This is a genomic window from Nocardia sp. NPDC088792, from assembly GCF_044750615.1.
Taxonomy (GTDB): Bacteria; Actinomycetota; Actinomycetes; order Mycobacteriales; family Mycobacteriaceae; genus Nocardia.
In genome coordinates this window covers 177,907-200,167 of sequence record NZ_JBIVKC010000007.1, presented here as the reverse complement: position 1 = coordinate 200,167, position 22,261 = coordinate 177,907, and the positions used below count along the sequence as shown (strand labels likewise).

Sequence of the window (22,261 nt, the reverse complement as noted above, 5' to 3'; positions counted from 1 at the left end):
CGCGATTACATCGCGCACAAGCTATACGCCGCAGGGTGCGGAAATCGGGCTCGGGCCGGGCGCCGCGATACCTGGAGGGCATGCGACGGCCCGCGGACCGGACGTCCACGGGCCGAAAGCATTCGGCACGGTTCACACGCCGATGAGGGCGGCGACCTCCGGGTTCTTGATATCCATGACATCGAGGATGCCGTGGGCGCGCAGGAAGGGCTTGAGCTCCCGGATGCGGTCGGTGTGCTCGGCGTACTCGTCCGGGAAGTGGCGCGGATCCAGCGCCTCCAGCGCCTTCACATAGGTGACGAAGGAGGCGATGGCGGAGTACTTACCGGCCGGGTTCATGTTCATCATCCGCGGCGGCTGGCCGGGGATGCTCCCCATGCCCTGCTGCGGAACTGCGTGCCGTGGACCCTCCGGTGCTACCGGCTGCGAGGGGTACATCTGATTTGAACTCCTCTCGTTTGGGATACCGCGTGCGACCTGTCGTTTTACTGCCTGAGCAGATCGCGACGAGTGTAGTGATGACCGCACCGTGTATTCGCTCCAGGTGGGGGTTCGGCTGGGGGAGGAGAGCGATTTAGATACCGTCCGACGGGCCTGGAATGATGAGCCCATGCACGGCGCGCACGGTTCCACCCAGACGTCCGGAATCACCTCGACCACCTCCCGCGAGCAGTTCCGCCTGCTAGCGGCCGATCACCGGGTCGTTCCGGTGACCCGAAAGGTCTTGGCGGACTCGGAGACTCCGCTCTCGGCCTACCGCAAACTGGCCGCCGACCGGGCGGGCACCTTCCTGCTCGAGTCCGCCGAGAACGGGCGGTCGTGGTCGCGATGGTCGTTCATCGGCGCGGGCAGCCCGACCGCCCTGACCGTGGTGGACGGGCAGGCGGCGTGGCTCGGGCAGGTGCCCGCGGACGCGCCCGCCGGCGGTGATCCGCTGCTGGCGCTCCGCGAGACGCTGCAGCTGCTGCGCACCGAGCGGCTGCCCGGCCTGCCCCCGCTGACCGGCGGCATGGTCGGCTACCTCGGCTACGACACCGTGCGCCGGCTGGAACGCCTGCCCAGCATCGCCACCGACGACCTGAAGGTCCCGGAGATGGTGATGCTGCTGGCCACCGATCTGGCCGCCTTCGACCACCACGAGGGCGCGATCACCCTCATCGCCAATGCCGTCAACTGGAACGGCAATGACGAGCATGTGGACCAGGCCTACGACGATGCGGTCGCCCGCCTGGACCGCATGACCGAAGCCCTCGCCGCGCCCGCCGAATCCACGGTCTCGGTCTTCGACCGCCCCGAACCGGACTATCGCCGCCAGCGCACCACCGAGGAGTTCGGTGCGGGCGTGCGCCGCCTGGTGAAGGAGATCGAGGCGGGCGAGGCCTTCCAGGTGGTGCTGTCACAGCGGTTCGAAATGGATTACAGCGGTACGCCGCTGGACCTGTACCGCATGCTGCGCGCCTCCAATCCGAGCCCGTACATGTATCTGCTGCACGTGCCGGACGGCTCGGGCGGCACCGCGTTCTCCATCGTCGGTTCCAGCCCCGAATCGCTGGTGACGGTGAAGGACGGCGTGGCGACCACGCACCCGATCGCGGGCACCCGGTGGCGCGGCAGCACCGAAGAGGACGACCTGCTGCTGGAGAAGGACCTGCTGGCCGACGAGAAGGAGAACGCCGAGCACCTCATGCTCGTCGACCTCGGCCGCAATGATCTCGGTCGCGTCTGCGAGCCCGGCACCGTGCGTGTCACGGAGTACCGCCACGTCGAGCGCTACTCCCACGTCATGCACCTGGTCTCCACGGTCTCCGGCCGCCTGACGGCCGGCCGGATCGCCTTCGACGCCGTCGAGGCATGTTTCCCCGCCGGCACCCTCTCCGGCGCCCCCAAGGTGCGGGCCATGGAGTTGATCGAGGAACTCGAACCCACCCGCCGCGGCGTCTACGCGGGCGTGGTCGGCTACCTCGATTTCGCCGGCGACGCCGACACCGCCATCGCCATCCGCACCGCCCTCCTCAAGGACGGCACCGCCTATGTCCAGGCGGGCGCCGGCATTGTCGCCGACTCCAACCCGGACTACGAAGACCTCGAATCCCGCAACAAGGCCATGGCGGTCCTCAAGGCCATCGCCGCCGCCGAAACGGTTCGCGCCTACCGCCCGAACGGATCCGGGCAATGACCGCTCCGGACCCGGACGGCGCTACGAAAGATCCGGCAGCGCAAGAAAACTCCGAATCCGATCGATCGACGGCCGGGCGGGCCGTACAGGCGGATCTCGACGAGGCCGCCGCCGATGTGGCGCAGGCCGAGGCGGATGCGCGAGCGGCCGCGGCCGCGGGCGGGAACAAGCGGCGGCCGATCGGGGCGGTGGTGCTGCTGGCGATCGCGGCGGCGCTGTTGTGGGCTTCTTCGCGGATGACGTGGGTGTCGCTGGAGGTCACCAGCGACAAGGGGCTGCCCAAGACGGTGCATTTCAATGGCAGCACCTGGTTCGGGGCCTTGACGCCGCTGGCGCTGGTGCTGCTGGCCACCATCGCGGCCGTGTTCGCGACCAAGGGGTGGATGCGGCGGCTGGTGGGTGTGGTGGTCGCGGTGTTGGCCGCGGTGGCCGCGGTGCCGGGGTTCGCGTTGCTGGTGGGCAAGGGCAAGACGGGGGATCGGGCGGCCACGCTGGCCGAATTGCATACCTACGAGGTCCCGGGGGCGGTGACCACGGTGACGTTGCCCGCCCTGCTGGCGGTCGTCGGGGCGATTGCGGCGTTCCTGGCGGGACTGCTGCTCACGCGCATGCCGTCGGGGTCGGCGCAGATGTCCGGGAAGTACGACAATCCGGTGTTCCGGAAGTCGGCGGCGGCCGAGCAGGTTGCCGAGCATCACGCCGTGAGTCGCGCCTCGGAATCCGGGTCACAGGGCGCCGCCGCGGGCGAATTGTCCGGTCGCGTGCTGTGGGATGCGCTCGATGCGGGTGCGGATCCGACCGACGATCAAGCCGATACCCCTGCCGCGCACGAGGATCCGGGTAGCGGGCCGACCGGCCGCGGGCCGCGTTGAGCTGGGGGTGAGAGCGGTATGAGACCACGGACCGGCCCCGCCGTCAACGGCAGGAACATAGCCATTTACTCTTTATCAGCATCGGTGAGACAGCGCCTGGGGGGATTCTCAGGCAGCAAGTCCGTCTCCCCAGAAAGGATTCGAGCCAGATGACGGTACTCGACTCGATTCTCGACGGGGTCCGCGCGGATGTGGCCGCTCGGGAAGCCCTCCTGGATTTCCAGGCCGTGAAGGCCGCCGCCGCGAAGGCCCCCTCCGCACGTGACGCCAAGGCCGCGCTGCACGGCGAGGGCATCGGCGTGATCGCGGAGGTCAAGCGGGCCAGCCCGTCCAAGGGCGCGCTCGCGGACATTCCGGACCCCGCCGTATTGGCCCGTGCCTACGAGGACGGCGGCGCGCGCATCATCAGCGTGCTGACCGAACAGCGCCGCTTCCACGGCTCCCTGGCGGACCTGGACGCGGTCCGCGCGGTGGTGGATATCCCCATCCTGCGCAAGGACTTCATCGTCGGCCCGTACCAGATCCACGAGGCCCGCGCGCACGGCGCGGACGTCATCCTGCTGATCGTGGCGGCCCTGCAGCAGGACGTGCTGTCCGCGCTGATCGACCGCACCGAATCGCTGGGCATGACCGCCCTCGTCGAGGTGCACACCGAGGAGGAAGCGGACCGCGCGCTCAATGCCGGCGCCTCCGTGATCGGTGTGAACGCCCGCAACCTGAAGACCCTCGAGGTGGACCGGGATGTGTTCGCGCGCATCGCCCCCGGCCTGCCGAGCGAAGTGATCCGCATTGCCGAGTCCGGTATTCGCGGCACCGCCGATCTGCTGGCCTACGCCGGTGCGGGCGCGGATGCCGTGCTCGTCGGTGAGGGCCTGGTGACCAGTGGCGATCCGCGTGCCGCGGTGGCCGAGCTGGTGACCGCCGGAACCCATCCGTCCTGCCCCAAGCCGGTGCGCCGGGGTCGGTGAAAGAAGCGATGACCTCTACCGACAGAACCCATTTCGGCAAGAACACTCTCGGCCTCCCGCAGGCCAGCGCGGGTGTCGCGAACAAGAGTCACGAGCCGGATCGGGGCGGCCACTTCGGTGTGTACGGCGGCCGGCATGTGCCCGAGGCGCTGATGGCCGTGATCGAAGAGGTCACCGCCGAATACGAGAAGTGCCGGGTCGATCCGAGCTTCCTGAACGAGCTGGACCGCCTGCAGCGCGACTACACCGGGCGCCCGTCGCCGGTGTTCGAGTGCAAGAACCTGGCGGAGCACGCGGGCGGCGCCCGCCTCGTGCTGAAGCGGGAAGACCTGAACCACACCGGTTCTCACAAAATCAACAATGTGCTCGGCCAGGCCCTGCTGGCCAAGCGCATGGGCAAGACCCGCGTCATCGCGGAGACGGGCGCGGGCCAGCACGGTGTCGCCACCGCCACCGCGTGTGCGCTGCTGGGCCTGGAGTGCGTCATCTACATGGGTGCGGTCGACACCGTCCGGCAGCAGCTGAACGTGGCCCGCATGCGCCTGCTGGGCGCCGAGGTCATCAGTGTCACAACGGGTTCGCAGACCTTGAAGGATGCGATCAACGAGGCGTTGCGCGACTGGGTCACCAATGCGGAGCAGACCTACTACTGCTTCGGCACCGCCGCGGGCCCGCATCCGTTCCCGCTCATGGTGCGCGACTTCCAGCGTGTGGTGGGCCTGGAGGCGCGTCAGCAGATCCAGGAGCTCACCGGGCGGTTGCCGGATGCCATAACCGCTTGTGTCGGTGGCGGTTCCAATGCGATCGGCATCTTCCACGCGTTCCTCGACGATCCGGGCGTGCGCCTGATCGGTTTCGAGGCCGCGGGCGATGGTGTCGAAACCGGCCGCCACGCAGCGACTTTCACCGGTGGCACGCCGGGCGCGTTCCAGGGCGCGTACTCGTACCTGTTGCAGGACGAGGACGGCCAGACCATCGAATCGCATTCGATCTCCGCGGGTCTGGATTACCCGGGTGTGGGTCCGGAGCACGCCTACCTGAAGGACATCGGCCGCGCCGAGTACCGCCCGGTCACCGATACCGAGGCGATGGACGCGCTGCTGCTGTTGAGCCGCGCCGAGGGCATCATCCCGGCCATCGAGTCCGCGCACGCCGTTGCCGGTGCGCTGCAGCTCGGTAGGGAATTGGGCGAGGGCGCAATCATTCTGGTGAATCTGTCCGGTCGCGGCGACAAGGACATGGACACCGCCGCCCGCTGGTTCGGGCTTTTCGACAAGCCGGAGGATCACCAGTGAGCCAGCAGTCCCGTCTCGCGAACACCTTCGCGGCCTGCCGCGAGGAGAACCGTGCCGCGCTGATCGGCTACCTGCCCGCCGGGTACCCGGATCTGCAGGGCTCGATCGACGTGTGCCGGGCCATGGTCGAATCCGGTTGTGACGTCATCGAAGTCGGTGTCGCGTACTCCGATCCGGTGATGGACGGCCCGACCATCCAGCAGGCCGCCGAGCAGGCGCTGGCCGGCGGCGTCCGGGTCCGCGACGTGTTCAAGGTCGTGGAGGCCATCTCGCAGGCCGGTGGTAAGGCCGTGGTGATGACCTACTGGAATCCCGTGCTCCAGTACGGTGTCGACCGGTTCTCGCGGGATCTGGCGGCGGCGGGCGGCCTCGGCCTGATCACGCCGAACCTGATTCCGGAGGAGGCGGACGACTGGTTCGTGTCCTCGTCCACGCACAATCTGGATCGCATCTTCCTGGTGGCGCCGTCCTCGACCGAGGAGCGGCTGGTCAAAACCCTCGAAGCCTCGCGGGGTTTCGTGTATGCGGCCTCCACCATGGGTGTCACGGGCGCGCGGGATGCGGTGTCGTCCATGGCTCCCGCGCTGTGCGCGCGGATCCGTAGTCACTCCGATATTCCGATCGGTGTCGGCCTGGGTGTGCGTAATGGTGTGCAGGCGGCCGAAATCGCTTCCTACGCAGACGGTGTCATTGTCGGCTCGGCGCTGGTGTCGGCCGCGGCGCAGGGCCTGGATGCGGTGCGGGCGCTGACGGCGGAATTGGCGCAGGGCGTGCGTTCGGCGCCGGCGGCGCTGTAATCCTGCCATTTGGAAATGTGCGGGACATTTAGTTAACATTCGGCTACTATGCTGAGCTTTCTCGCACCCGCACCCCACCGGGAGCGGCTGCCCGACAAAGACGTCGACCCGCTCTACAAGCGGCTGCGCTGGCAGATCTTCATCGGCATCTTCTTCGGCTACGCCGCCTACTACCTGGTCCGCAAGAACTTCGCCCTCGCCATCCCGTATCTGACCGACGGCACCAATGGTGAGTACACCAAAGGCCAGATGGGCCTGGTGCTTTCGGCGATCTCGCTGGCCTACGGTGTCTCCAAGTTCGTCATGGGCCTGGTCTCGGACCGCTCCAATCCGCGCCTGTTCCTGCCGCTGGGCCTGATCCTGTCGGCGGGCGTCATGCTGTTCATGGGCTTCGTGGACTGGTCGACCTCCAGCGTGCTGATCATGTTCGTGCTGCTGTTCATCTGCGGCTGGTTCCAGGGCATGGGCTGGCCGCCCGCCGGGCGCACCATGGTGCACTGGTGGTCGCAAAAGGAACGCGGCCGCATCGTCTCCGTCTGGAACACCGCGCACAATGTCGGCGGTGGCCTGCCGCCACTGCTGTTCCTGCTGGGTATGGCCTGGTTCCACGACTGGCGTTCGGCGTTCTACATGCCGGCCTTCTGCGCGATCGTGGTCGCGATCATCGCGTACTTCCTCATGCGGGACACCCCGCAGTCGGTGGGCCTGCCGCCGATCGAGGAGTACAAGAACGACTATCCGCCCGACTATTCGGCGGATGACGAGAAGGAGCTCTCCGCCAAGGAGATCTTCCGCGAGTACATCCTGCCCAACAAGTTGTTGTGGTGCATCGCCTTCGCGAACGTCTTCGTGTACCTGCTGCGCTACGGCGTGCTGGACTGGTCGCCGACCTACCTCAAAGAGGTCAAGCACTTCACGCTGGACAAGTCCTCGTGGGCGTACTTCCTCTATGAGTACGCGGGTATTCCGGGCACACTGCTCGCGGGCTGGATGTCGGACAAGGTGTTTCGCGGCAATCGCGGCGCCACCGGCGTGTTCTTCATGGGTCTGGTGACCCTCGCGACCGTGGTGTTCTGGATGGCGCCCGCGGACAACCCGGCGATCAGCATGGGCTGCATGATCGTGATCGGCTTCCTCATCTACGGCCCGGTCATGCTGATCGGCCTGCACGCACTGGAATTGGTGTCGAAGAAGGCGGCGGGTTCGGCCGCGGGCTTCACCGGCCTGTTCGGCTACCTGGGTGGTTCGGTCGCGGCGAGCGCGGTGATCGGATTCGTGGTGGATCACTTCGGCTGGAACGGCGGCTTCACGATCCTCATCGGCGGCGGCATCGGCGCGGTGCTGCTGCTGATCCTGACCATGGTCAGCGAGAAGAAGCACAAGCGACAACTGGAACTCGCCGACGCGAACTGATCGGCACAAGGTCACGACGCGCTGAGAGTTCGGCGGCCCCGGTACACGTGGTGTCCGGGGCCGTCGTGTATTCGACTACGGTGGGGTCTCGTGACCATACTCGCCCTGGCCGATAAACTTCCGGCCTCCGCCGACGTGCTGGCCTACATTCCCAGTCCCCCGCGGGGCGTCTGGGATATCGGGGGCTTCCCGCTGCGCGCGTATGCGCTGTGCATCATCCTCGGCATCGTCGTGGCCATCTGGTGGGGCGAGAAGCGCTGGCAGCAGCGTGGCGGGCAGGGCGGCATGGTGCTGGACGTGGCCATGTTCGCGGTGCCGTTCGGCCTGATCGGCGGGCGGCTGTATCACGTGGCCACCGACAATCAGAAGTACTTCGGGCCGGGCGGGCATCCGATCGACGCCCTGAAGATCTGGCAGGGCGGCCTGGGTATCTGGGGTGCGGTGCTGCTCGGCGGTATCGGCGCCTGGATCGGCTGCCGGGTGTACCGGATTCCGTTGGCCGCCTTCGGTGATGCGATCGCGCCGGGCATTCTGCTGGCGCAGGCGATCGGGCGGTTCGGCAACTACTTCAATCAGGAGTTGTACGGCCGGCCGACCTCCATGCCGTGGGGTCTGGAGATCTACTTCCGCTACGACTCCAACGGCAATCTGGACATGATGAACGGTGTGTCCAATGGCCAGGTGCAGGCCATCGTGCAGCCGACATTCCTGTACGAGATGGTGTGGAATGTGCTCGGGGTCGGATTGCTGATCTATCTGGATCGCAAGTTCCGCATCGGGCACGGGCGATTGTTCGCCTTGTATGTGGCGGTGTACTGCTTCGGCCGGTTCTTCGTCGAGTTGCTGCGCAATGACGAGGCGACGCATATCGCGGGTATCCGCATCAATTCGTTCACCTCGGGCATCGTGTTCATTTGTGCCGTGGCGTATTTCGTGTTCGCCACCAAGGGGCGGGAGACCGCGGAGCAGGTGGCGGCGGGGGTGGATCGGCCCTGGCCGTGGCAGTTCGCGGCGGTGCGCGCGTACGGCGCCGGGACCGCGGTCGCTGCCGAGGGCACCGGCGAGAACGCTGCCGAGACCGATGAGCCGGCCGAGACCGAAAACGCTTCCGCGACTGAAAAGTCCGAAGAGTCCGAACCTGACGATCCGGTGGGGGAATCCGGCGCCCCGGATGCCGCCGAATCTCCCTCGGAAGACAGCGAATCCGCGAAGGATCTTGATAACCCCCAGGACGCGGAACGCGATAACTCTGCAGAATCCGGCGGTTCCGAGCCGGGGGAGACGGAGTCCACTGCGTCCGACACGACGAAAAAGGTCGAGTCGGGCAAGAATGGCTCCTGACCACCGCGCGGCGAAACCCGCACGGCGGGTTCAGCACGGTGGGGCCGAGCCGCAGGGGCGGCCCGTGATTCAGGAGGATGCGTGTGACCGATCCCTATAACCAGCAGCCCGGTCAGGGCCCGCAATACGGCGCGCCGGGTACCGGCCCGCAGTACGGTCAGCAGCCGTACCAGCAGCAGCCTTACGCCGCGCCGGGGCAGCCGCAGTTCGACGCGCCCGCGCAGCCGCAGTTCGGTGCGGCGCCCGGTCAGCCGGGTCAGTTCGGTCAGCCGGGCCAGTACGGTCAGCCCGCCCCCTACGGTCAGCAGGCGCCTTATGGTCAGCCCGGCCCGTATGGTCAGCCCGGTTACAGCGGTGACCCGGAGGCCCCTTACGGCCGGGACATCTACGGTGTCCCGTTGTCCGATAAGAGCAAGCTGACCGCGGGCCTGCTGCAGATCTTCCTGGGCGGCTTCGGGATCGGCCGTTTCTATCTGGGCTACACCACGATCGGTGTGCTTCAGATCGTGGTCACCTTCTTCACCTGTGGCATCGGTGCGATCTGGCCGCTGGTCGACGGCATTCTCATGCTGGTCGGCAAGGTGCCCGACCCAGAGGGCCGCCCGCTGCGCGACTGAGGTCGCGGCGACACACCTACATCGGGTGGGCATCTCCGGGCAGGGAGGTGCCTGTTCGCCGATATCATCACTGCGCCGGATTGCGCAAGGTTTTCTCGCATCAGGATGTTTTCTGCGCAGGCCGGTCGGTATCCGGCGTACCCTTTGTCGGTTGTTTGTCGCGTGGTCCGGCCACGCCCGAGGAGAGGTCCGATACGTGCGCCGTAAGCTCGTCGCCGCCGTGCTCGCCGTCGTCGCCGCCACCGCCGCGCTCACCGCGTGCAGCAGCTCCAGCGACTCGAACGTGCTGAAAGTCGGGACCGAGGGCACCTACAGCCCCTTCAGCTACCAGGACAGCAGTGGCCAGCTGACCGGCTACGACATCGATGTCATCAAGGCCGTCGGCGACAAGCTCGGCCGCAAGGTGGAATTCACCCAGGCGCCGTGGGATTCGCTGTTCGCCGCGCTGGACTCCAAGCGCGTCGACCTCATCGCCAATCAGGTGACCGTCAATGACGCACGGCAGCAGAAGTATTCGCTGTCCGACCCGTACACCGTGTCCGAGGGCGTCATCGTCACCAAGACCGGCAACAACGGCATCCACGCCCTGACCGACCTCAGCGGCAAGACCTGCGCGCAGTCCGAGACCAGCAACTGGGCCGGCGTCGCCAAGGACGCGGGGTGCAAGATCGAGGCCATTCCGGGCTTCGTGGAGGCGGTGCAGCTGCTGCAGAGCGGCCGCGCGGACGCCACCGTCAACGACACCCTCGCCGTGAACGCCTTCACCAAGGCGAAGGGCACCGGTGTGGTGCAGGTGGTCGGCAAGACGGGCCAGACCTCCAAGCAGGCCTTCGCCGCCCGCAAGGACGAGCAGGACCTCACCGGCAAGATCAACACCGTGCTGCAGCAGCTGTCCGCGGACGGCACCCTCGCGAAGATCTCCGAGAAGTACTTCGGCGCCGACGTCAGCAAGTAAGCCGGACAGCGTAATTCGACATGGATGCCTCCACCTGGGCTCTCATCAAGCACAACCTGTGGCCCATGCTGCAGGCCACCGTCGATAAAACCCTGCCGCTGACGGCGATCAGCTTCGTCATCGGCCTGGCGATCGCGCTGTTCGTGGCGCTGGCGCGGATGTCGTCGATCCGGCCGCTGTCGGCGCTGGCGCGGTTCTACATCTCGATCATTCGCGGCACGCCGCTGCTGGTGCAGCTGTTCATCATCTTCTACGGCCTGCCGCAGTTCCACATCGTGCTGGATCCGTTCCCGGCGGCGATCATCGCCTTCAGCCTCAATGTGGGCGGGTATGCGGCGGAAGTGGTTCGCGCATCGATTCTTTCGGTCGCGAACGGGCAGTGGGAGGCGTCCTACGCGGTCGGGATGACCTATCCGCAGGCGCTGCGGATGATCATCCTGCCGCAGGCGTCGCGCATTGCCGTACCGCCGCTGTCGAACACGCTCATCTCGTTGGTGAAGGACACCTCGCTGGCGTCCACCATCCTTGTCACCGAGTTGTTGCGCACCGCGCAATCGGCGGCCGCGCCGACGTTCGACTACTTCGCGCTGTATGGCGTTGCCGCTATCTACTACTGGGTAATTTGCCTGGTCCTAGGTTTCGGGCAGACCCGGCTCGAGACCCGCCTGGCCCGCCATGTCGCACGTTGACCAGGGATTAGCTGTTTGCCTTCGATATATCTTGCTGAACACCCCGTGCCCGTAGAGCAGGACATTCGTCACAGGTCTAGGGTTGAGCGCGTGATGCGACGAACGAAGATTGTGTGCACCCTCGGACCAGCAGTGTCATCCGAGGATCGTATTCGTGAACTCGTCGAGAGCGGCATGGACGTAGCTCGGCTGAACTTCAGCCACGGTGAGCATTCCGACCATGCCGAGAACTACAAGAAGGTACGGCAGGCCAGCGATACGCTGGGCCGCGCCGTCGGTATCCTCGCCGACCTGCAAGGGCCGAAGATCCGCCTGGGGCGGTTCATCGAAGGCAAGACCGTGTGGGCCACGGGTGAGGAAATCCGCATCACCGTCGATGACATCGAAGGTACTCACGACCGAGTTTCCACCACCTACAAACACCTGGCCAAGGACGCCAAGCCGGGCGACCGCCTCCTGGTCGACGACGGCAAGGTCGGGCTGACCGTGATCCGCGTGGACGATAACGACGTCGTCTGCCGCGTGACCGAAGGCGGCCCCGTCTCCAACAACAAGGGCGTCTCCCTGCCCGGCATGGACGTCTCCGTGCCGGCCCTGTCCGAAAAGGACATCGACGACCTGGAATTCGCGCTGAAGCTCGGAGTCGACTTCATCGCACTGTCTTTCGTGCGCTCGCCCTCCGATGTGGAGCTGGTGCACGACATCATGGATCGGGTCGGCCGTCGCGTGCCGGTCATCGGCAAGCTCGAAAAGCCCGAAGCCATCGATAATCTGGAAGCCATCGTGCTGGCCTTCGACGCTGTCATGGTCGCCCGTGGTGACCTCGGCGTGGAGCTGCCGCTGGAGCAGGTGCCGCTGGTGCAGAAGCGTGCCGTGCAGATGGCCCGCGAGAACGCCAAGCCGGTCATCGTGGCCACCCAGATGCTGGAATCCATGATCACCAACTCGCGCCCCACCCGCGCCGAGGCCTCCGATGTGGCCAATGCGGTGCTCGACGGCGCGGACGCGGTCATGCTCTCCGGTGAAACCTCCGTGGGCGAGTACCCGATCGAGGCCGTGCGCACCATGGCCCGCATCGTGCACGCCGTGGAATCCGAGTCCTCGACCCGGGTGCCGCCGCTGACCCACGTGCCCCGCACCAAGCGCGGCGTCATCTCCTACGCGGCCCGCGATATCGGTGAGCGGCTCAATGCCAAAGCGCTGGTGGCGTTTACGCAGTCCGGCGACACCGTGCGCCGTCTCGCGCGCCTGCACACCCCGCTGCCGCTGCTCGCCTTCACCCCGCAGCCCGCGATTCGCAGCCAGCTCTCCTTGACGTGGGGCGTGGAAACCTTCATCGTTCCTACGGTGGCCACGACCGACGAGATGATCCACCAGGTGGACAACGCGTTGCTGTCTATCGGGCGGTACAAGAAGGGCGACCTCGTCGTCATCGTGGCCGGCTCGCCGCCGGGTACCGTCGGGTCCACCAACCTGATCCACGTGCATCGCATCGGCGAGGAGGACCACTAGGTGAGTGCGTCGCTGGACGAGACGTCACACGACGTCGTCGCGGACCCCGAGGGGGCCGGTCGCTCCGACGATCTGCGGGAGCTCTTGAGCATCCTGGATCTCGAGGAGAACGGTCCCGACATCTTCGTCGGACATCATCCGGAGAAGGTGTGGAGCCGCACGTTCGGCGGCCAGCTGGTCGCCCAGGCGCTGATCGCGGCCGGGCGGACCGTCGGACCGGAACGCCCGGTCCACGCGATCAACGCGCACTTCGTGCGTGGCGGCGACCCCAAGCAGCCGATCGAATACCACGTCGACCGGCATCGTGACGGACGCTCCTTCGCCAACCGGACGGTCACCGCGTACCAGGGCGGGCAGGAACTGTTCGTCATGCTCGCGGCCTTCCAGGACTACGGCAAGGGCCTCGAGCACGGGTCGCCGCTGCCCGAGGTGGCGGACCCGGAAGGGCTTCCGCGCGTGGAGGAGTCGTTCGCGGGGCTCGAGGACAAGCTCGAAATGTTCGTGAAGGCGCCGCATCCCATCGAGATGCGGTACACGAACGATCCGGCGTGGATCCTCAAGGGCACGGGGGAGACCCTCGACCACAACCGTGTCTGGATGCGGACCGACGGCTCGCTACCCGAGGATCCGCTGGTTCACGTTGCGGCGCTGGCCTATTCGTCCGACACCACGGTGCTGGATTCGATCATCACCACGCACGGGCTGTCGTGGGGGTTCGATCGGATCATCGCGGCCACGGTGAACCACTCCATCTGGTTCCACCGGCCGTTCCGCTTCGACGACTGGGCGCTGTACGCGACCGAGTCGCCGGTGGCGGCGGGCTCGCGTGGCCTGGCTCGCGGGCACTTCTACTCGCGCAGCGGCGAACTGATCGCGACCACCGTGCAGGAGGGCGTCATCCGCCACTTCCCGGCCCGCCGCTGACTCGGGGCGTTCCGGGAGGACAGCAAAATTCAGGCCGCACCCGACGGGTGCGGCCTGTTTCGTTTTCTCAGATCAGTTCGCGGTTCTCTTCGAGGTCGAAGTTCTCTCGCTGCAAGGCATGCACGATGTAGGGGACGGCGGGCTCACCTTCGGAGAGTCCGAGGATCAGTTTCTGTTCCAGCTTTGCGATTCCGGCCTTGGTGAGTTTGCGTGCCTCGCCGACGAGACTCAACGCGATCTCGTACGTGCGGCGCGGGCCCGGGTCTTTGCCGGGATGCTCCAGCCGCCACTGGGTTTCGAGCAGCGTATGCGTGGGTTCATCGCATTCCACGGGAAGCGTGAAGCGCCACGCGAAGATATCTCGGTCGGCCACGTATTCGTCGACCACGCGGCACACCGTCTTGGTGACGCGTTCCAAGGTCTGGGGTGTCACATAAACATGGAGCGAAACATCCGAAATTCGCTTCGGCATGTCCTTGGTCCTGTTCTTGTGTCGAACCACCGGCGGTGGTGTTCCGCGCGGAAGTGTAATCCTTTACCGGACCATCCGGGCAACCAGGTCCATTGACACGCGGGGAATCCGGTTCGTCCCGTCACTACAGTACGCCTTCTCGCGGCGGGGTGATCCGGCCTGTGAGCGGCGGGATGCGTTCCTACCCGGCCGATTCCACCGAGCGGCGCATCGGTTGCACTGACAGATTGGGGGATTCGGCGTGTTTGGGCGGTTCGGCATTGCGGGCGGGCTCGGCCTGACCGCCGGGGATGACCAGCAGCGGCGGCCGTTGCGCACCCGCGCCGTCACCGCCGCCGCGATGCTGGATGGTGGCCTGCGGATGCTGATGCGCGTGCAGCGCCAGCAGCAATGGCACCAGCGCCTCCGCAATCGCGTCACCGACCTCGGTGAAGGTGTGCGGTGACAGGCCGACCGGGTCGGAGATGTTCTCGCGGCCCACATAGGCGAGATCGTCACGCGCGGCGTGCAGTCCGAGCACACTGCGCGCGCCGGACACCTTGGCGATCCGGTAGGCCTCGAGCAAGGTGAAGGTGCGGGGCAGCGCCTCGGGCACTTGATCGCGCACCTGGTCGCGGATCTTGTCGGTCATGGTGAGCACGAGATCGGCGCGGTGCACCAGCTCGGGCTTCAGGCGGCGGGCCTTGAAATTGTTCGCATCTCCGCCGAGCCCGACAATCGTTTGCGCCGCAAGGGGTTCCACCGGAAAGCCGACCAATGCGCGGACACCGGCGCTTTCGGCGGTGAGATCATCCAATCCGTGCTCGGCTGCGACCGCGAGGGTCAATCGTTCCGCAATGACGGATCTGCAGACATTTCCGGTACAAACGAACAGCACGTGCACGAACTCAACTTAGTCCCGCCGAGATCTGTTCGAAATGCTTCCGAGACCGAATCAGGCCTTTTGCTCGGAATGTTCATCTCGTGGCCGAGTGTCGGTCGTCTTCCGTTCGTTCAACCGCCCGCGAGCAGGCACGACGGGTGCGAAACGGGCCAGTCCCGCGGGCACATTCATATCATCGTAGACGGAATCGATTCCACCGCTGAGGAAATAGGCTTCGTGCCAGAAACCTGTTCCACCGGAATCCCGCAGGAATTTCTGCCACCAGATCCGATGCGGCTCCGAACGCGTCCACCGCTCCAGGCTTTCCGGGTCCCGCCAATATTGCCGGGCGCCCCAATGCGGCGGGAACAGCGACCAGATCACGTCCTCGTGCGAGAGCAATCCGTCGGGTCGATCATGATGCGACCGATACAGCTTCGGCCCGATCCCGAGCAGCCTGATCATGCCCAGTGGTCTGCGTACTCGCATACCCAGCAGGATCACTACCAGATCCGGATACTCCGACAGGTCCGCGGTCAGCCTGTTCACCCGCATTAGCCCTCCGCACCTCGCACCGGCTAATGCGGGTCTACGAACGATCCGCCGTCCCGGTTCGAAACGTCGATGATTGGCGGCTCGACCTGCAGTGTAGGCCCTTCGGCGGGCGGGGACGAGGATTCCTGGCGGACACCGGAATTCGATCGGCGACCCGGCCGGCTGGGAGACGCAGGCTCTCAGCGCCGGCGCTGGTGCGGATCGTTCGCCGGCAACCAGGCCGCAGGGCCATGGATACGCGCGGTGCCGACACCGTCGCAGAGCGCGTCCATGACGGCGAGCACGCCGGCCCGTTGCTCGTCGGCGCGGCACACCAGGGACCACGTCCAATACACCTCGGGCGCAACGATCTCGCGCCGCACCAGATCCGCCGGAATCGGGGCCGCCATGTCCTTGGGGGAGCGGAGCACCGGCCGGTCACTGCGCCGGACGTGATCGAAGAACGCCGAACCGGTGATGCCGCTGTCGGCAATGCGCCGCACGGCCGCACCGGTGTCGTGCGCCAGCTGCTCGGCGTAGAGATTCCACTGCGCCCACGAGGTGACGTCATCGCTGAGCAGGACCACGATCCCGGCCGCCGGCACCGGCCCGGTCCCGGGGCCCGCCGAGACCGCGTGCAATCGATCCGCACCGAGCAGCCGCGCCCGTAAACCCAACTCCGCCAAGTCTTCCGAACGCACCCAGCACACCGCGAGATCCAGGCTCCCGTCCGCGACCCGCGCCGCCTGCGTATGCGACGGCGCCACCCACGCATCGATGTGGATCCGCGCGACCGCCGTCGCATGCGCGGTCAGATCCGGTGGCAGCCAGCTCACATAACCCAGCCGCACCGCCTCGGTGCCCGACAACTGCCGGGCCCGCAACCGCAGCTCGTCCGCCCGGCCCAGCAGCGCCCGGGCATCCGGCAGCAACGCCGAACCGGCCGTCGTCAATGTCACCGACCGCCGATCCCGATCGAAAAGCCGCACGCCCAGATCCCGCTCCAGCGCCTTGATCTGCTGCGACAGCGACGGCCCGGCAATCAGCAACCGGGCCGCGGCCCGCCCGAAGTTCAACTCCTCGGCCACCGCCACGAAGTACCGCAACTGCCGCAACTCCATCCATCGATCCTAGGCCGGTAGGAGGCTGCGCCTCGCACAGGCGAGGAAGCAGGTCGTGGCGCCGGCCCGCGTGCGGGCGGACGATGAGTTCGCGGCACCCGACGTGCCCGTCACCTACAGACAGAGAAATCCGATGCGCGAGTTCCTGGTCGAGATCACCACCGACAAAATCCCCGCGGGCACCACCGCGGAAGAGATCGCCGATTGCCGCGCCGCCGAAGCCGTCCGCGCGCACGAACTGGCCGCCACCGGGCATCTCGCCCGCCTGTGGCGGCCGGTCGGGGAAGCCCGCAGCATCGGCATCTGGCGCGCCACCGACGAGGCCGAACTGCACGAAAAAGTGCTCGGCACGCTGCCGCTGCATCCCTGGATGACAGCCCGGGTGACCGCTCTCGAACCGCATCCGAACGATCCGGGCGTTGCCGCTGCGGCACGGGATATCCGAGGGGACTGATATGGGGTCACTATCGGTACGGCTACCCGCGGCGCGGGATTCCACGATCGAATCACCCTGGCGGACAGTGGTTCAGGCGGGAGCGTCCTTGGCCGCCGCCATGGGAGTGGGCCGATTCGTCTACACGCCGATACTTCCGTTGATGCAGGAACGGGCGGGGCTGTCGGCCGTCGGCGGCGCGCATCTCGCGACCGCCAACTATGTCGGATATCTGCTGGGCGCCTTGGCGGGCATCGCCTTTCCCGGCGTCTCCCGCTCACCGATGGCGTTCCGCACAGCATTCGTGGCGCTGATCGCGAGCCTGGTCGCCATGCCCGCCACCGAGAACACGGTCGCGTGGATGGGTCTCCGCCTCATCGCGGGGTTCACGAGTGCGCTGATCTTCGTGATCACCGTCAATGCCCTGCACGCGCGCCTGCGCGGTCATCCGGGTCACCTGTCCGGCTGGGCTTTCGGCGGTATCGGTGCGGGCATCGCCCTGTCCGGGGCGCTGGTGCTCGTGCTGCACACGATCGGCGATTGGCGATCGGCATGGATAGCGTCGGCCCTGGCGGCAGCGGTACTCGCGGCGGCCGCCTGGCGCATCCGGCTCACACCCGACCCGATGCCCGATTCGGATCCCATTGCGGCAGCACCACTGCCGCCCCGCCGCTGGGGAATGTTCGCGGCCCTCTTCACCTCGTACACGCTGGAGGGCGTCGGCTACATCATCGCCGGCACCTTCCTGGTGGCCGCCATCGCGCAGACATCCTCCGCCGCGCTCGCCAGCGGCGCCTGGGTGCTGGTGGGCGTCGCGGCGCTCCCGTCGGCCGCCTGCTGGGCCTGGCTGGCACACCGCCGATCCAGTGCGCTGCTGCTGATCACGGCGCTGCTGCTGCAAGCCATCGGCATTGCGCTCCCCGCCCTGACGGCGTCCCCGGTGGCCGCCCTGATCTCCGCGGTTCTGTTCGGCGCCACCTTCGTCGGCATAGTCGCGCTGTCCCTGGCAACCGGTGCGGCCCTGCGCTTCCCGCATGCGGTAGCCCTCCTGACAACGGGCTACTCGGTCGGCCAGATCGCCGGCCCGCTCCTGGCCGCCCCGCTCCTGCACACCGGCTACCGCCCGGCCATGGCCTTGGCCGCCGCCATCATCCTCGCCGCAGCCTGCGCGACCATCCCATTGCGCAGGGCGTAAACGAAAAGCCCGCCATAGCGGGCTTTTCGGCGATATCGAATAGTGTGCGTGCCTAAGCGGACCCGCCGGGCCCCGGTTGCACCTGGACCTGAATGGGATCCAGATCCACCCCATTACAGAAGGCGTTCACCGTATGCGGCCCACCCGCGATCGGGCTGACCACCTTCGAAGCGACCCCGGGATCGGCGAACACCAGGAACTGCGAGTTCGGCACGATGTTCCCGTCCACTCGCACATCGCAGTTCGCGCCGGCGCCATCGGCCTGCACGGTGAGCTCGATCTGCCCCACCCCGCCGACCGCACTGGACCCGGTCGCCTGTGCTCCGGCGACCGCCCCACCGGCCACCAACATCCATCCCGCAATGCCCGCAATCGCACTCACCTGGATTCGGTTCATGGGCATGGACCTTAGGTGGCGGGACCGGCTACCCACTCAATCCCTCGAACAGTCGCGTGTCGACCGCACCGGTTCGGCCCGGGCGAGTATCTCGTCCGCGGTCTCGGCGACCGTGAGGTCGGAGGTATCGAGCCACAGTCCGATGCGCGCGGTACCGCCGCGTAGGCCGGTGTCGAGGTCCGCCACGGTGAAGGTTCCGTAGGCTTTCTTGTCGCGCCCCGCCTCGCGCCGCTCCACGACGTCCGGTCGCGGCGCGAGCACCACGACGTACAGCGGATCGGTGTGGATCTGCTCGATCAGGTAGGGCAGCATTTCGCCGAGCACGACATCCTGCAGTACGGCGGTGAACCCTGCCGCCGCATACGCATCCGCCGCCTGTGCCGCCAGCCGATGCCGGAGCCGCAGTTGCGCGAGCGCCTCCGGGCTCGGATCCGGTGTCATCTCCTCGCGTCCGCCGACCACGAAGCGCCGGAACACATCCCCGCGCACATGTGCGGATCGTGGCAGGCGCTCGGCGAGCGCCTGGGCCACAGTCGATTTCCCGGCCGCTTGAATGCCGGTGAGCAGATAGATCGCGGCGTCATCGAGTCCAGACATGATCATGAACGTATCGAGCCGGCACCGGCATCGCAGCTGTATTTCGGTCTAGGCCTTGGTCTGGGCCGCTGCCGCCGATGTCGGTTCGAGGACGCTCTGCAGCGGGGCGACCGCCGCGGTGAGGGCGGCGCCGCCGGCGGTCCAGCTGACGTCGGAGGGCTGCGTGGTCAGGACCACCACGGCATAGCGCAGCGGCTGGCCCGGGCCCGATCCGACCAGGCCGGTGGTGTCCAGGGTGGTGGAGGCGTCCAAGGTCATCCAGCCCTGTTTGATCGCCCAGGCGTCGCCGGTCATCGCGTCGGGGATGCCGAAGTACTGGTTGGTGCCGTCGGCCGCGATCTGGTCGGCGCCGCCGAGGGCGTTCATGATCAGGTCGCGGGAGGGCTCGGGCACCACGGTGGTGATGTAGTGGTAGATGGTGACGACATCCTGTGGCGTGGTGAGGGTTTCACCCCACTCGTCGGGATCGAGCGGCGGTTGCGTGTTCGTCAGGCCGATGAGGCTCACCATGCGGCTGACGATCGCGTCCCCGCCGTCGGCATCCCACAGCGAGTCGGCGATATTGTCGTCACTGGCCGACAACATCTGCGATATCTCCGCCGAGGTCGCCGAATCCGGCTGCCAACCTTGACTATTGAGCGCATCCAGCGCGATCAGCAGTTTCACCACCGACGCGGTATAGAACTGCTCTCCGGTATTGAGCCCGACCAGCTGCGTCCCGGTAGCGGTATCGGTGACATCGATCCCCACCTGAGTCCCCGGCGAAGCGGCCTGCACCGCCGCCTGCATAGCCTGCGCCAGCTGCGTAGCCGCGGCCGGCGTCAACGCCACCGCCTGCGCGGTAGCAGCAGACCCGGTGGCCGCCGGCGCAGCCGCAGGTGCCGAGCTGGCCACCGCCTCCGGCCCATGGGCATGCGCGATGGCCACCGGCGCTCCGAACACGGCCGCTCCGGTAACCACTGCCGCACCCACCCCAGCTCCCAGTCGCCGCCACACCCGCGCCCCCGACACCTGCATCCGATTCCGAGTCATACCCCTTATGTCGTCCGGAACCTGCCCCCATCCAGTGAGCCCGCTGTGACCCACCTGTGAGCATCAAACCCCCTGTTCGCCCCACACCACCATCTCACTCCTCGTGAGAAGCAAGCCCTTGCCACGGAAAGATCGACACTGGACAGTTGAGTGGAAGATGTCCCGGTCAGAAGATGATTCGGGAGAGATCGCGCGCGGAATTCCTGGTGGCGGTACAGAATCAGGTAATTCCCATGTCCACGGCGTGGGGGAGGGGGGCTACTGATGAGGGGTAACAGTGACTGAGGAATTCGTTCGCTTCGACTTCGACGCGGCCGCCGCCTATACCAAGGCCGCCAACGAGGCTGCTGGTCTGCTGCGTACCGCGGCAGGGCAGGCGACCACGGTGGCGGGCATCGACCTATCCGGGTTGGGTGCGCTGGGAAGGGAATTCGCCGCCGCTTGGAATACCGCGTGGAGCGCCCATGCGGGGACGCTCGGGACCGCCGGTGCGCTCACCGACGGGTACGGGCAGGCGATCACCACCTGGGGCCGGGTGCTGGGACAGGTCGATCGGGACGGCGCGGGGCAGATCACTGCCGCGGGCGACGGGACCGATCCCTCGCGGGTGGAGGTATAGACGGTGGCTACCACCGGTACCCAGGACGGGGATACGACCGTCACCGTGACCGAACCCGCCCTCGTGACCAGACTCGTCGCGCCGCTGCTCGAATTGCGGGCCTCGCTGGGAGACGGTGCGCGGCCGGATGGTTCGGCGTTCGATGCGCTGGCCGCCGCCGGAACCAGCACCAGGAACAGCGACGACCCGCATCGGGTCGGGGCCCAGGCGCTGACCGATGCGGGGACCGCGCTGGCGGCGGTGCCGGCGATCAACCGGACCCGAACCCAGGTCGCGGGGCTCGCCGACGTATCCGATCGGTTGGCGCCCATTCTGTCCGACGCCTACGACACCCGTGACCGGGCCGCGCGGAGCCTCGACGTGCTGATCGCCGATTTCCGCAGCAAGGCAACCAACCTCGTGCAGAATGCGCGTTCGCAGGCCGATCTGGATCCGATCCTGGCCATGGCGGCGGACTACATTCGCGACGGCGTGGGTGTGGTCGAGCAGGCCGATGGCGAAATGGATGCGCACACCGCCAAGGTGCAGCAGATCTCCGATGATTCGCCGCAGGTCACCATTCCGCCCGCGGTCCAGAACGGCGTCGACCCGAATGCGGCCGCGCCCGCCTCGAATACCGATGGCAGTCCGCAGAACAGCCAGTACCCGAATCCGGGTCAGACCAGCCCGGACACGAACAACGACGGGTGGAACAACAACAGCAGCTGGAACAATAATGGCTGGAACAACAATGGCGGTTGGAACAACGGCTGGAACAATAACAGCGGTTGGAACAACGGCTGGGATTCCGGCCAGAACAGCGGCGTCAATTACATGAATTCGCCGCTGGCCCAGACCGATCCGCAGTTGGCCGCGCAGTTGACCCTGCAGCAGGCGCTGATCGCCGGCGGCGTCACGCTCGGTTCCGGGCTGATCAGCGCGGGCGTCACCATCGGCGGGAATCTGGTCGACAAGGTCGGCGAGGTCGTCACCCATGTGATCGACAAGGGCGCCGAGATCGGCGAGAAGGGCATCGACACCCTCGCCGGCAAGGGCGCCGACCAACTGCAGCAAGCCATCAACCCCAATGCCAACCCCGCGGCTCCGGGCGCGGCCAATCCGGCTGCCCCGAACAACAACAACCTGTTCCCGGGCTTGGCGCCCGCGGCGCCCTCCGGCGGCGACCCCAACGCTGCCGCACCCGCCGCCCCGGATACCTCCACGATCATCGGTGGCGCACCGTCGCATCCGAATACGGTCGCCCCGTCCGTACCCGATACCAATGACGGCGGCGCCCCGGCCGCGCAGCCGCAGGCGAGCGTGCCCGCGGACCCGAATGCGGGCAGCCCCGGCGGCGTCGTACCGCCGGTCACCGCGAAACCCCAGCCCGACACCGACAAGACAACGCCGCGCAGGGACGGCCAAGCCGGCGTCACCCCGCAGCCCGCCAACTAGGAGGGT

The 22,261-nt window shown here is 67.0% G+C and carries 24 protein-coding genes; 16 read left to right on the top strand and 8 right to left on the bottom strand.

All coding sequences use genetic code 11. From position 1 onward, the window contains the following. Positions 1-132: 132 nt before the first annotated feature. The gene (locus tag ACIP5Y_RS40840) at positions 133-378 is read right to left on the bottom strand and encodes a hypothetical protein (RefSeq protein WP_400358410.1); all 246 of its coding nucleotides are present in this window, start codon (positions 376-378) and stop codon (positions 133-135) included. A 232-nt stretch (positions 379-610) separates the two neighbouring features. Here ACIP5Y_RS40840 and ACIP5Y_RS40835 point away from each other — a divergent pair, with 232 nt between their 5' ends. The 12 genes from ACIP5Y_RS40835 (at position 611) to ACIP5Y_RS40780 (ending at position 13,559) form a co-directional block, all read left to right on the top strand. Beyond that, positions 611-2,176 (top strand): anthranilate synthase component I, encoded by a 1,566-nt coding sequence (locus ACIP5Y_RS40835; RefSeq protein ID WP_400358408.1) that lies wholly within the window; start codon positions 611-613, stop codon positions 2,174-2,176. Further along, positions 2,173-3,048: a TIGR02234 family membrane protein gene (locus ACIP5Y_RS40830; protein WP_400358406.1), complete on the top strand. Its 876-nt coding sequence runs from the start codon at positions 2,173-2,175 to the stop codon at positions 3,046-3,048. Before ACIP5Y_RS40835 ends, ACIP5Y_RS40830 begins: the two co-directional genes overlap by 4 nt. 149 nt (positions 3,049-3,197) lie before the next feature. Continuing rightward, complete coding sequence (gene trpC / locus ACIP5Y_RS40825) at positions 3,198-4,016, top strand: indole-3-glycerol phosphate synthase TrpC (protein WP_400358405.1); 819 nt, start codon at positions 3,198-3,200, stop codon at positions 4,014-4,016. Positions 4,017-4,024: 8 nt separating this feature from the next. After that, entirely contained in the window at positions 4,025-5,311 is a 1,287-nt protein-coding gene (trpB, locus tag ACIP5Y_RS40820) for a tryptophan synthase subunit beta (protein ID WP_400358403.1), read from the top strand. Continuing rightward, positions 5,308-6,108: a tryptophan synthase subunit alpha gene (gene trpA / locus ACIP5Y_RS40815; RefSeq protein WP_400358401.1), complete on the top strand. Its 801-nt coding sequence runs from the start codon at positions 5,308-5,310 to the stop codon at positions 6,106-6,108. The genes trpB and trpA overlap by 4 nt, the downstream gene beginning before the upstream one ends. A 48-nt stretch (positions 6,109-6,156) precedes the next feature. After that, a complete protein-coding gene (glpT, locus tag ACIP5Y_RS40810; RefSeq protein WP_400358399.1) occupies positions 6,157-7,521 on the top strand; it encodes a glycerol-3-phosphate transporter in 1,365 nt (454 codons plus the stop codon). Between the two features lie 90 nt (positions 7,522-7,611). Continuing rightward, entirely contained in the window at positions 7,612-8,862 is a 1,251-nt protein-coding gene (lgt, locus tag ACIP5Y_RS40805; RefSeq protein WP_400358397.1) for a prolipoprotein diacylglyceryl transferase, read from the top strand. Between the two features lie 77 nt (positions 8,863-8,939). Beyond that, positions 8,940-9,479: a TM2 domain-containing protein gene (locus ACIP5Y_RS40800; RefSeq protein ID WP_400358395.1), complete on the top strand. Its 540-nt coding sequence runs from the start codon at positions 8,940-8,942 to the stop codon at positions 9,477-9,479. Positions 9,480-9,675: 196 nt separating this feature from the next. After that, on the top strand, positions 9,676-10,434 hold the full coding sequence (locus tag ACIP5Y_RS40795; RefSeq protein ID WP_400358393.1) for a transporter substrate-binding domain-containing protein: 759 nt from the start codon (positions 9,676-9,678) through the stop codon (positions 10,432-10,434). A 20-nt stretch (positions 10,435-10,454) separates the two neighbouring features. Next, positions 10,455-11,123 carry an amino acid ABC transporter permease gene (locus ACIP5Y_RS40790; RefSeq protein ID WP_400358391.1) on the top strand — a complete coding sequence of 223 codons (669 nt, stop codon included), beginning with the start codon at positions 10,455-10,457 and terminating at the stop codon, positions 11,121-11,123. A gap of 90 nt (positions 11,124-11,213) precedes the next feature. Further along, positions 11,214-12,635, top strand: a complete 1,422-nt coding sequence (pyk, locus tag ACIP5Y_RS40785) for a pyruvate kinase (protein ID WP_400358389.1) — start codon at positions 11,214-11,216, stop codon at positions 12,633-12,635. A 12-nt stretch (positions 12,636-12,647) separates the two neighbouring features. Further along, positions 12,648-13,559, top strand: a complete 912-nt coding sequence (locus ACIP5Y_RS40780; protein ID WP_400358976.1) for an acyl-CoA thioesterase — start codon at positions 12,648-12,650, stop codon at positions 13,557-13,559. Between the two features lie 67 nt (positions 13,560-13,626). Here the strand turns inward: ACIP5Y_RS40780 and ACIP5Y_RS40775 are convergent, their stop codons facing one another. The 4 genes from ACIP5Y_RS40775 to ACIP5Y_RS40760 form a co-directional block, all read right to left on the bottom strand. After that, positions 13,627-13,992, bottom strand: a complete 366-nt coding sequence (locus tag ACIP5Y_RS40775) for a hypothetical protein (RefSeq protein WP_400358387.1) — start codon at positions 13,990-13,992, stop codon at positions 13,627-13,629. A 220-nt stretch (positions 13,993-14,212) separates the two neighbouring features. Then, positions 14,213-14,914: a low molecular weight phosphatase family protein gene (locus ACIP5Y_RS40770; RefSeq protein ID WP_400358385.1), complete on the bottom strand. Its 702-nt coding sequence runs from the start codon at positions 14,912-14,914 to the stop codon at positions 14,213-14,215. A gap of 51 nt (positions 14,915-14,965) precedes the next feature. After that, a complete protein-coding gene (locus ACIP5Y_RS40765; RefSeq protein WP_400358383.1) occupies positions 14,966-15,448 on the bottom strand; it encodes a phenylacetaldoxime dehydratase family protein in 483 nt (160 codons plus the stop codon). Positions 15,449-15,627: 179 nt separating this feature from the next. Beyond that, positions 15,628-16,548 (bottom strand): LysR family transcriptional regulator, encoded by a 921-nt coding sequence (locus ACIP5Y_RS40760; protein ID WP_400358381.1) that lies wholly within the window; start codon positions 16,546-16,548, stop codon positions 15,628-15,630. Positions 16,549-16,603: 55 nt separating this feature from the next. On the opposite strand from ACIP5Y_RS40760, the gene ACIP5Y_RS40755 reads away from it, so the two are divergent. Both ACIP5Y_RS40755 and ACIP5Y_RS40750 read left to right on the top strand, forming a co-directional pair. Beyond that, positions 16,604-17,002, top strand: coding sequence for a muconolactone Delta-isomerase family protein (locus ACIP5Y_RS40755; protein WP_400358379.1), 399 nt, complete (start codon positions 16,604-16,606; stop codon positions 17,000-17,002). A 1-nt stretch (position 17,003) separates the two neighbouring features. Further along, on the top strand, positions 17,004-18,176 hold the full coding sequence (locus tag ACIP5Y_RS40750; protein WP_400358378.1) for a YbfB/YjiJ family MFS transporter: 1,173 nt from the start codon (positions 17,004-17,006) through the stop codon (positions 18,174-18,176). Between the two features lie 52 nt (positions 18,177-18,228). On the opposite strand, the gene ACIP5Y_RS40745 is transcribed toward ACIP5Y_RS40750, so the two are convergent. From ACIP5Y_RS40745 to ACIP5Y_RS40735, 3 genes are read right to left on the bottom strand one after another with little or no spacing between them, the layout of a single operon-like run. After that, on the bottom strand, positions 18,229-18,573 hold the full coding sequence (locus tag ACIP5Y_RS40745) for a hypothetical protein (protein ID WP_400358376.1): 345 nt from the start codon (positions 18,571-18,573) through the stop codon (positions 18,229-18,231). Positions 18,574-18,609: 36 nt separating this feature from the next. Beyond that, positions 18,610-19,170, bottom strand: a complete 561-nt coding sequence (locus ACIP5Y_RS40740; protein WP_400358374.1) for an AAA family ATPase — start codon at positions 19,168-19,170, stop codon at positions 18,610-18,612. Positions 19,171-19,218: 48 nt separating this feature from the next. Continuing rightward, complete coding sequence (locus tag ACIP5Y_RS40735) at positions 19,219-20,202, bottom strand: hypothetical protein (protein ID WP_400358372.1); 984 nt, start codon at positions 20,200-20,202, stop codon at positions 19,219-19,221. A gap of 277 nt (positions 20,203-20,479) precedes the next feature. Here ACIP5Y_RS40735 and ACIP5Y_RS40730 point away from each other — a divergent pair, with 277 nt between their 5' ends. Then, positions 20,480-20,821, top strand: a complete 342-nt coding sequence (locus tag ACIP5Y_RS40730) for a hypothetical protein (protein ID WP_400358370.1) — start codon at positions 20,480-20,482, stop codon at positions 20,819-20,821. A gap of 3 nt (positions 20,822-20,824) precedes the next feature. Continuing rightward, entirely contained in the window at positions 20,825-22,255 is a 1,431-nt protein-coding gene (locus tag ACIP5Y_RS40725) for a hypothetical protein (RefSeq protein ID WP_400358368.1), read from the top strand. Positions 22,256-22,261 lie beyond the last annotated feature (6 nt).

What these genes read in the sequence shown, in the direction of transcription:
- ACIP5Y_RS40840 (WP_400358410.1), bottom strand. Translation starts at nt 378, where the DNA reads ATGGGGAGCATCCCCGGCCAGCCGCCGCGGATGATGAACATGAACCCG.
- ACIP5Y_RS40835 (WP_400358408.1), top strand. Translation starts at nt 611, where the DNA reads ATGCACGGCGCGCACGGTTCCACCCAGACGTCCGGAATCACCTCGACC.
- ACIP5Y_RS40830 (WP_400358406.1), top strand. Translation starts at nt 2,173, where the DNA reads ATGACCGCTCCGGACCCGGACGGCGCTACGAAAGATCCGGCAGCGCAA.
- trpC (WP_400358405.1), top strand. Translation starts at nt 3,198, where the DNA reads ATGACGGTACTCGACTCGATTCTCGACGGGGTCCGCGCGGATGTGGCC.
- trpB (WP_400358403.1), top strand. Translation starts at nt 4,025, where the DNA reads ATGACCTCTACCGACAGAACCCATTTCGGCAAGAACACTCTCGGCCTC.
- glpT (WP_400358399.1), top strand. Translation starts at nt 6,157, where the DNA reads ATGCTGAGCTTTCTCGCACCCGCACCCCACCGGGAGCGGCTGCCCGAC.
- ACIP5Y_RS40800 (WP_400358395.1), top strand. Translation starts at nt 8,940, where the DNA reads ATGCGTGTGACCGATCCCTATAACCAGCAGCCCGGTCAGGGCCCGCAA.
- ACIP5Y_RS40790 (WP_400358391.1), top strand. Translation starts at nt 10,455, where the DNA reads ATGGATGCCTCCACCTGGGCTCTCATCAAGCACAACCTGTGGCCCATG.
- ACIP5Y_RS40765 (WP_400358383.1), bottom strand. Translation starts at nt 15,448, where the DNA reads ATGCGGGTGAACAGGCTGACCGCGGACCTGTCGGAGTATCCGGATCTG.
- ACIP5Y_RS40760 (WP_400358381.1), bottom strand. Translation starts at nt 16,548, where the DNA reads ATGGAGTTGCGGCAGTTGCGGTACTTCGTGGCGGTGGCCGAGGAGTTG.
- ACIP5Y_RS40750 (WP_400358378.1), top strand. Translation starts at nt 17,004, where the DNA reads ATGGGGTCACTATCGGTACGGCTACCCGCGGCGCGGGATTCCACGATC.
- ACIP5Y_RS40745 (WP_400358376.1), bottom strand. Translation starts at nt 18,573, where the DNA reads ATGAACCGAATCCAGGTGAGTGCGATTGCGGGCATTGCGGGATGGATG.
- ACIP5Y_RS40740 (WP_400358374.1), bottom strand. Translation starts at nt 19,170, where the DNA reads ATGTCTGGACTCGATGACGCCGCGATCTATCTGCTCACCGGCATTCAA.
- ACIP5Y_RS40735 (WP_400358372.1), bottom strand. Translation starts at nt 20,202, where the DNA reads ATGACTCGGAATCGGATGCAGGTGTCGGGGGCGCGGGTGTGGCGGCGA.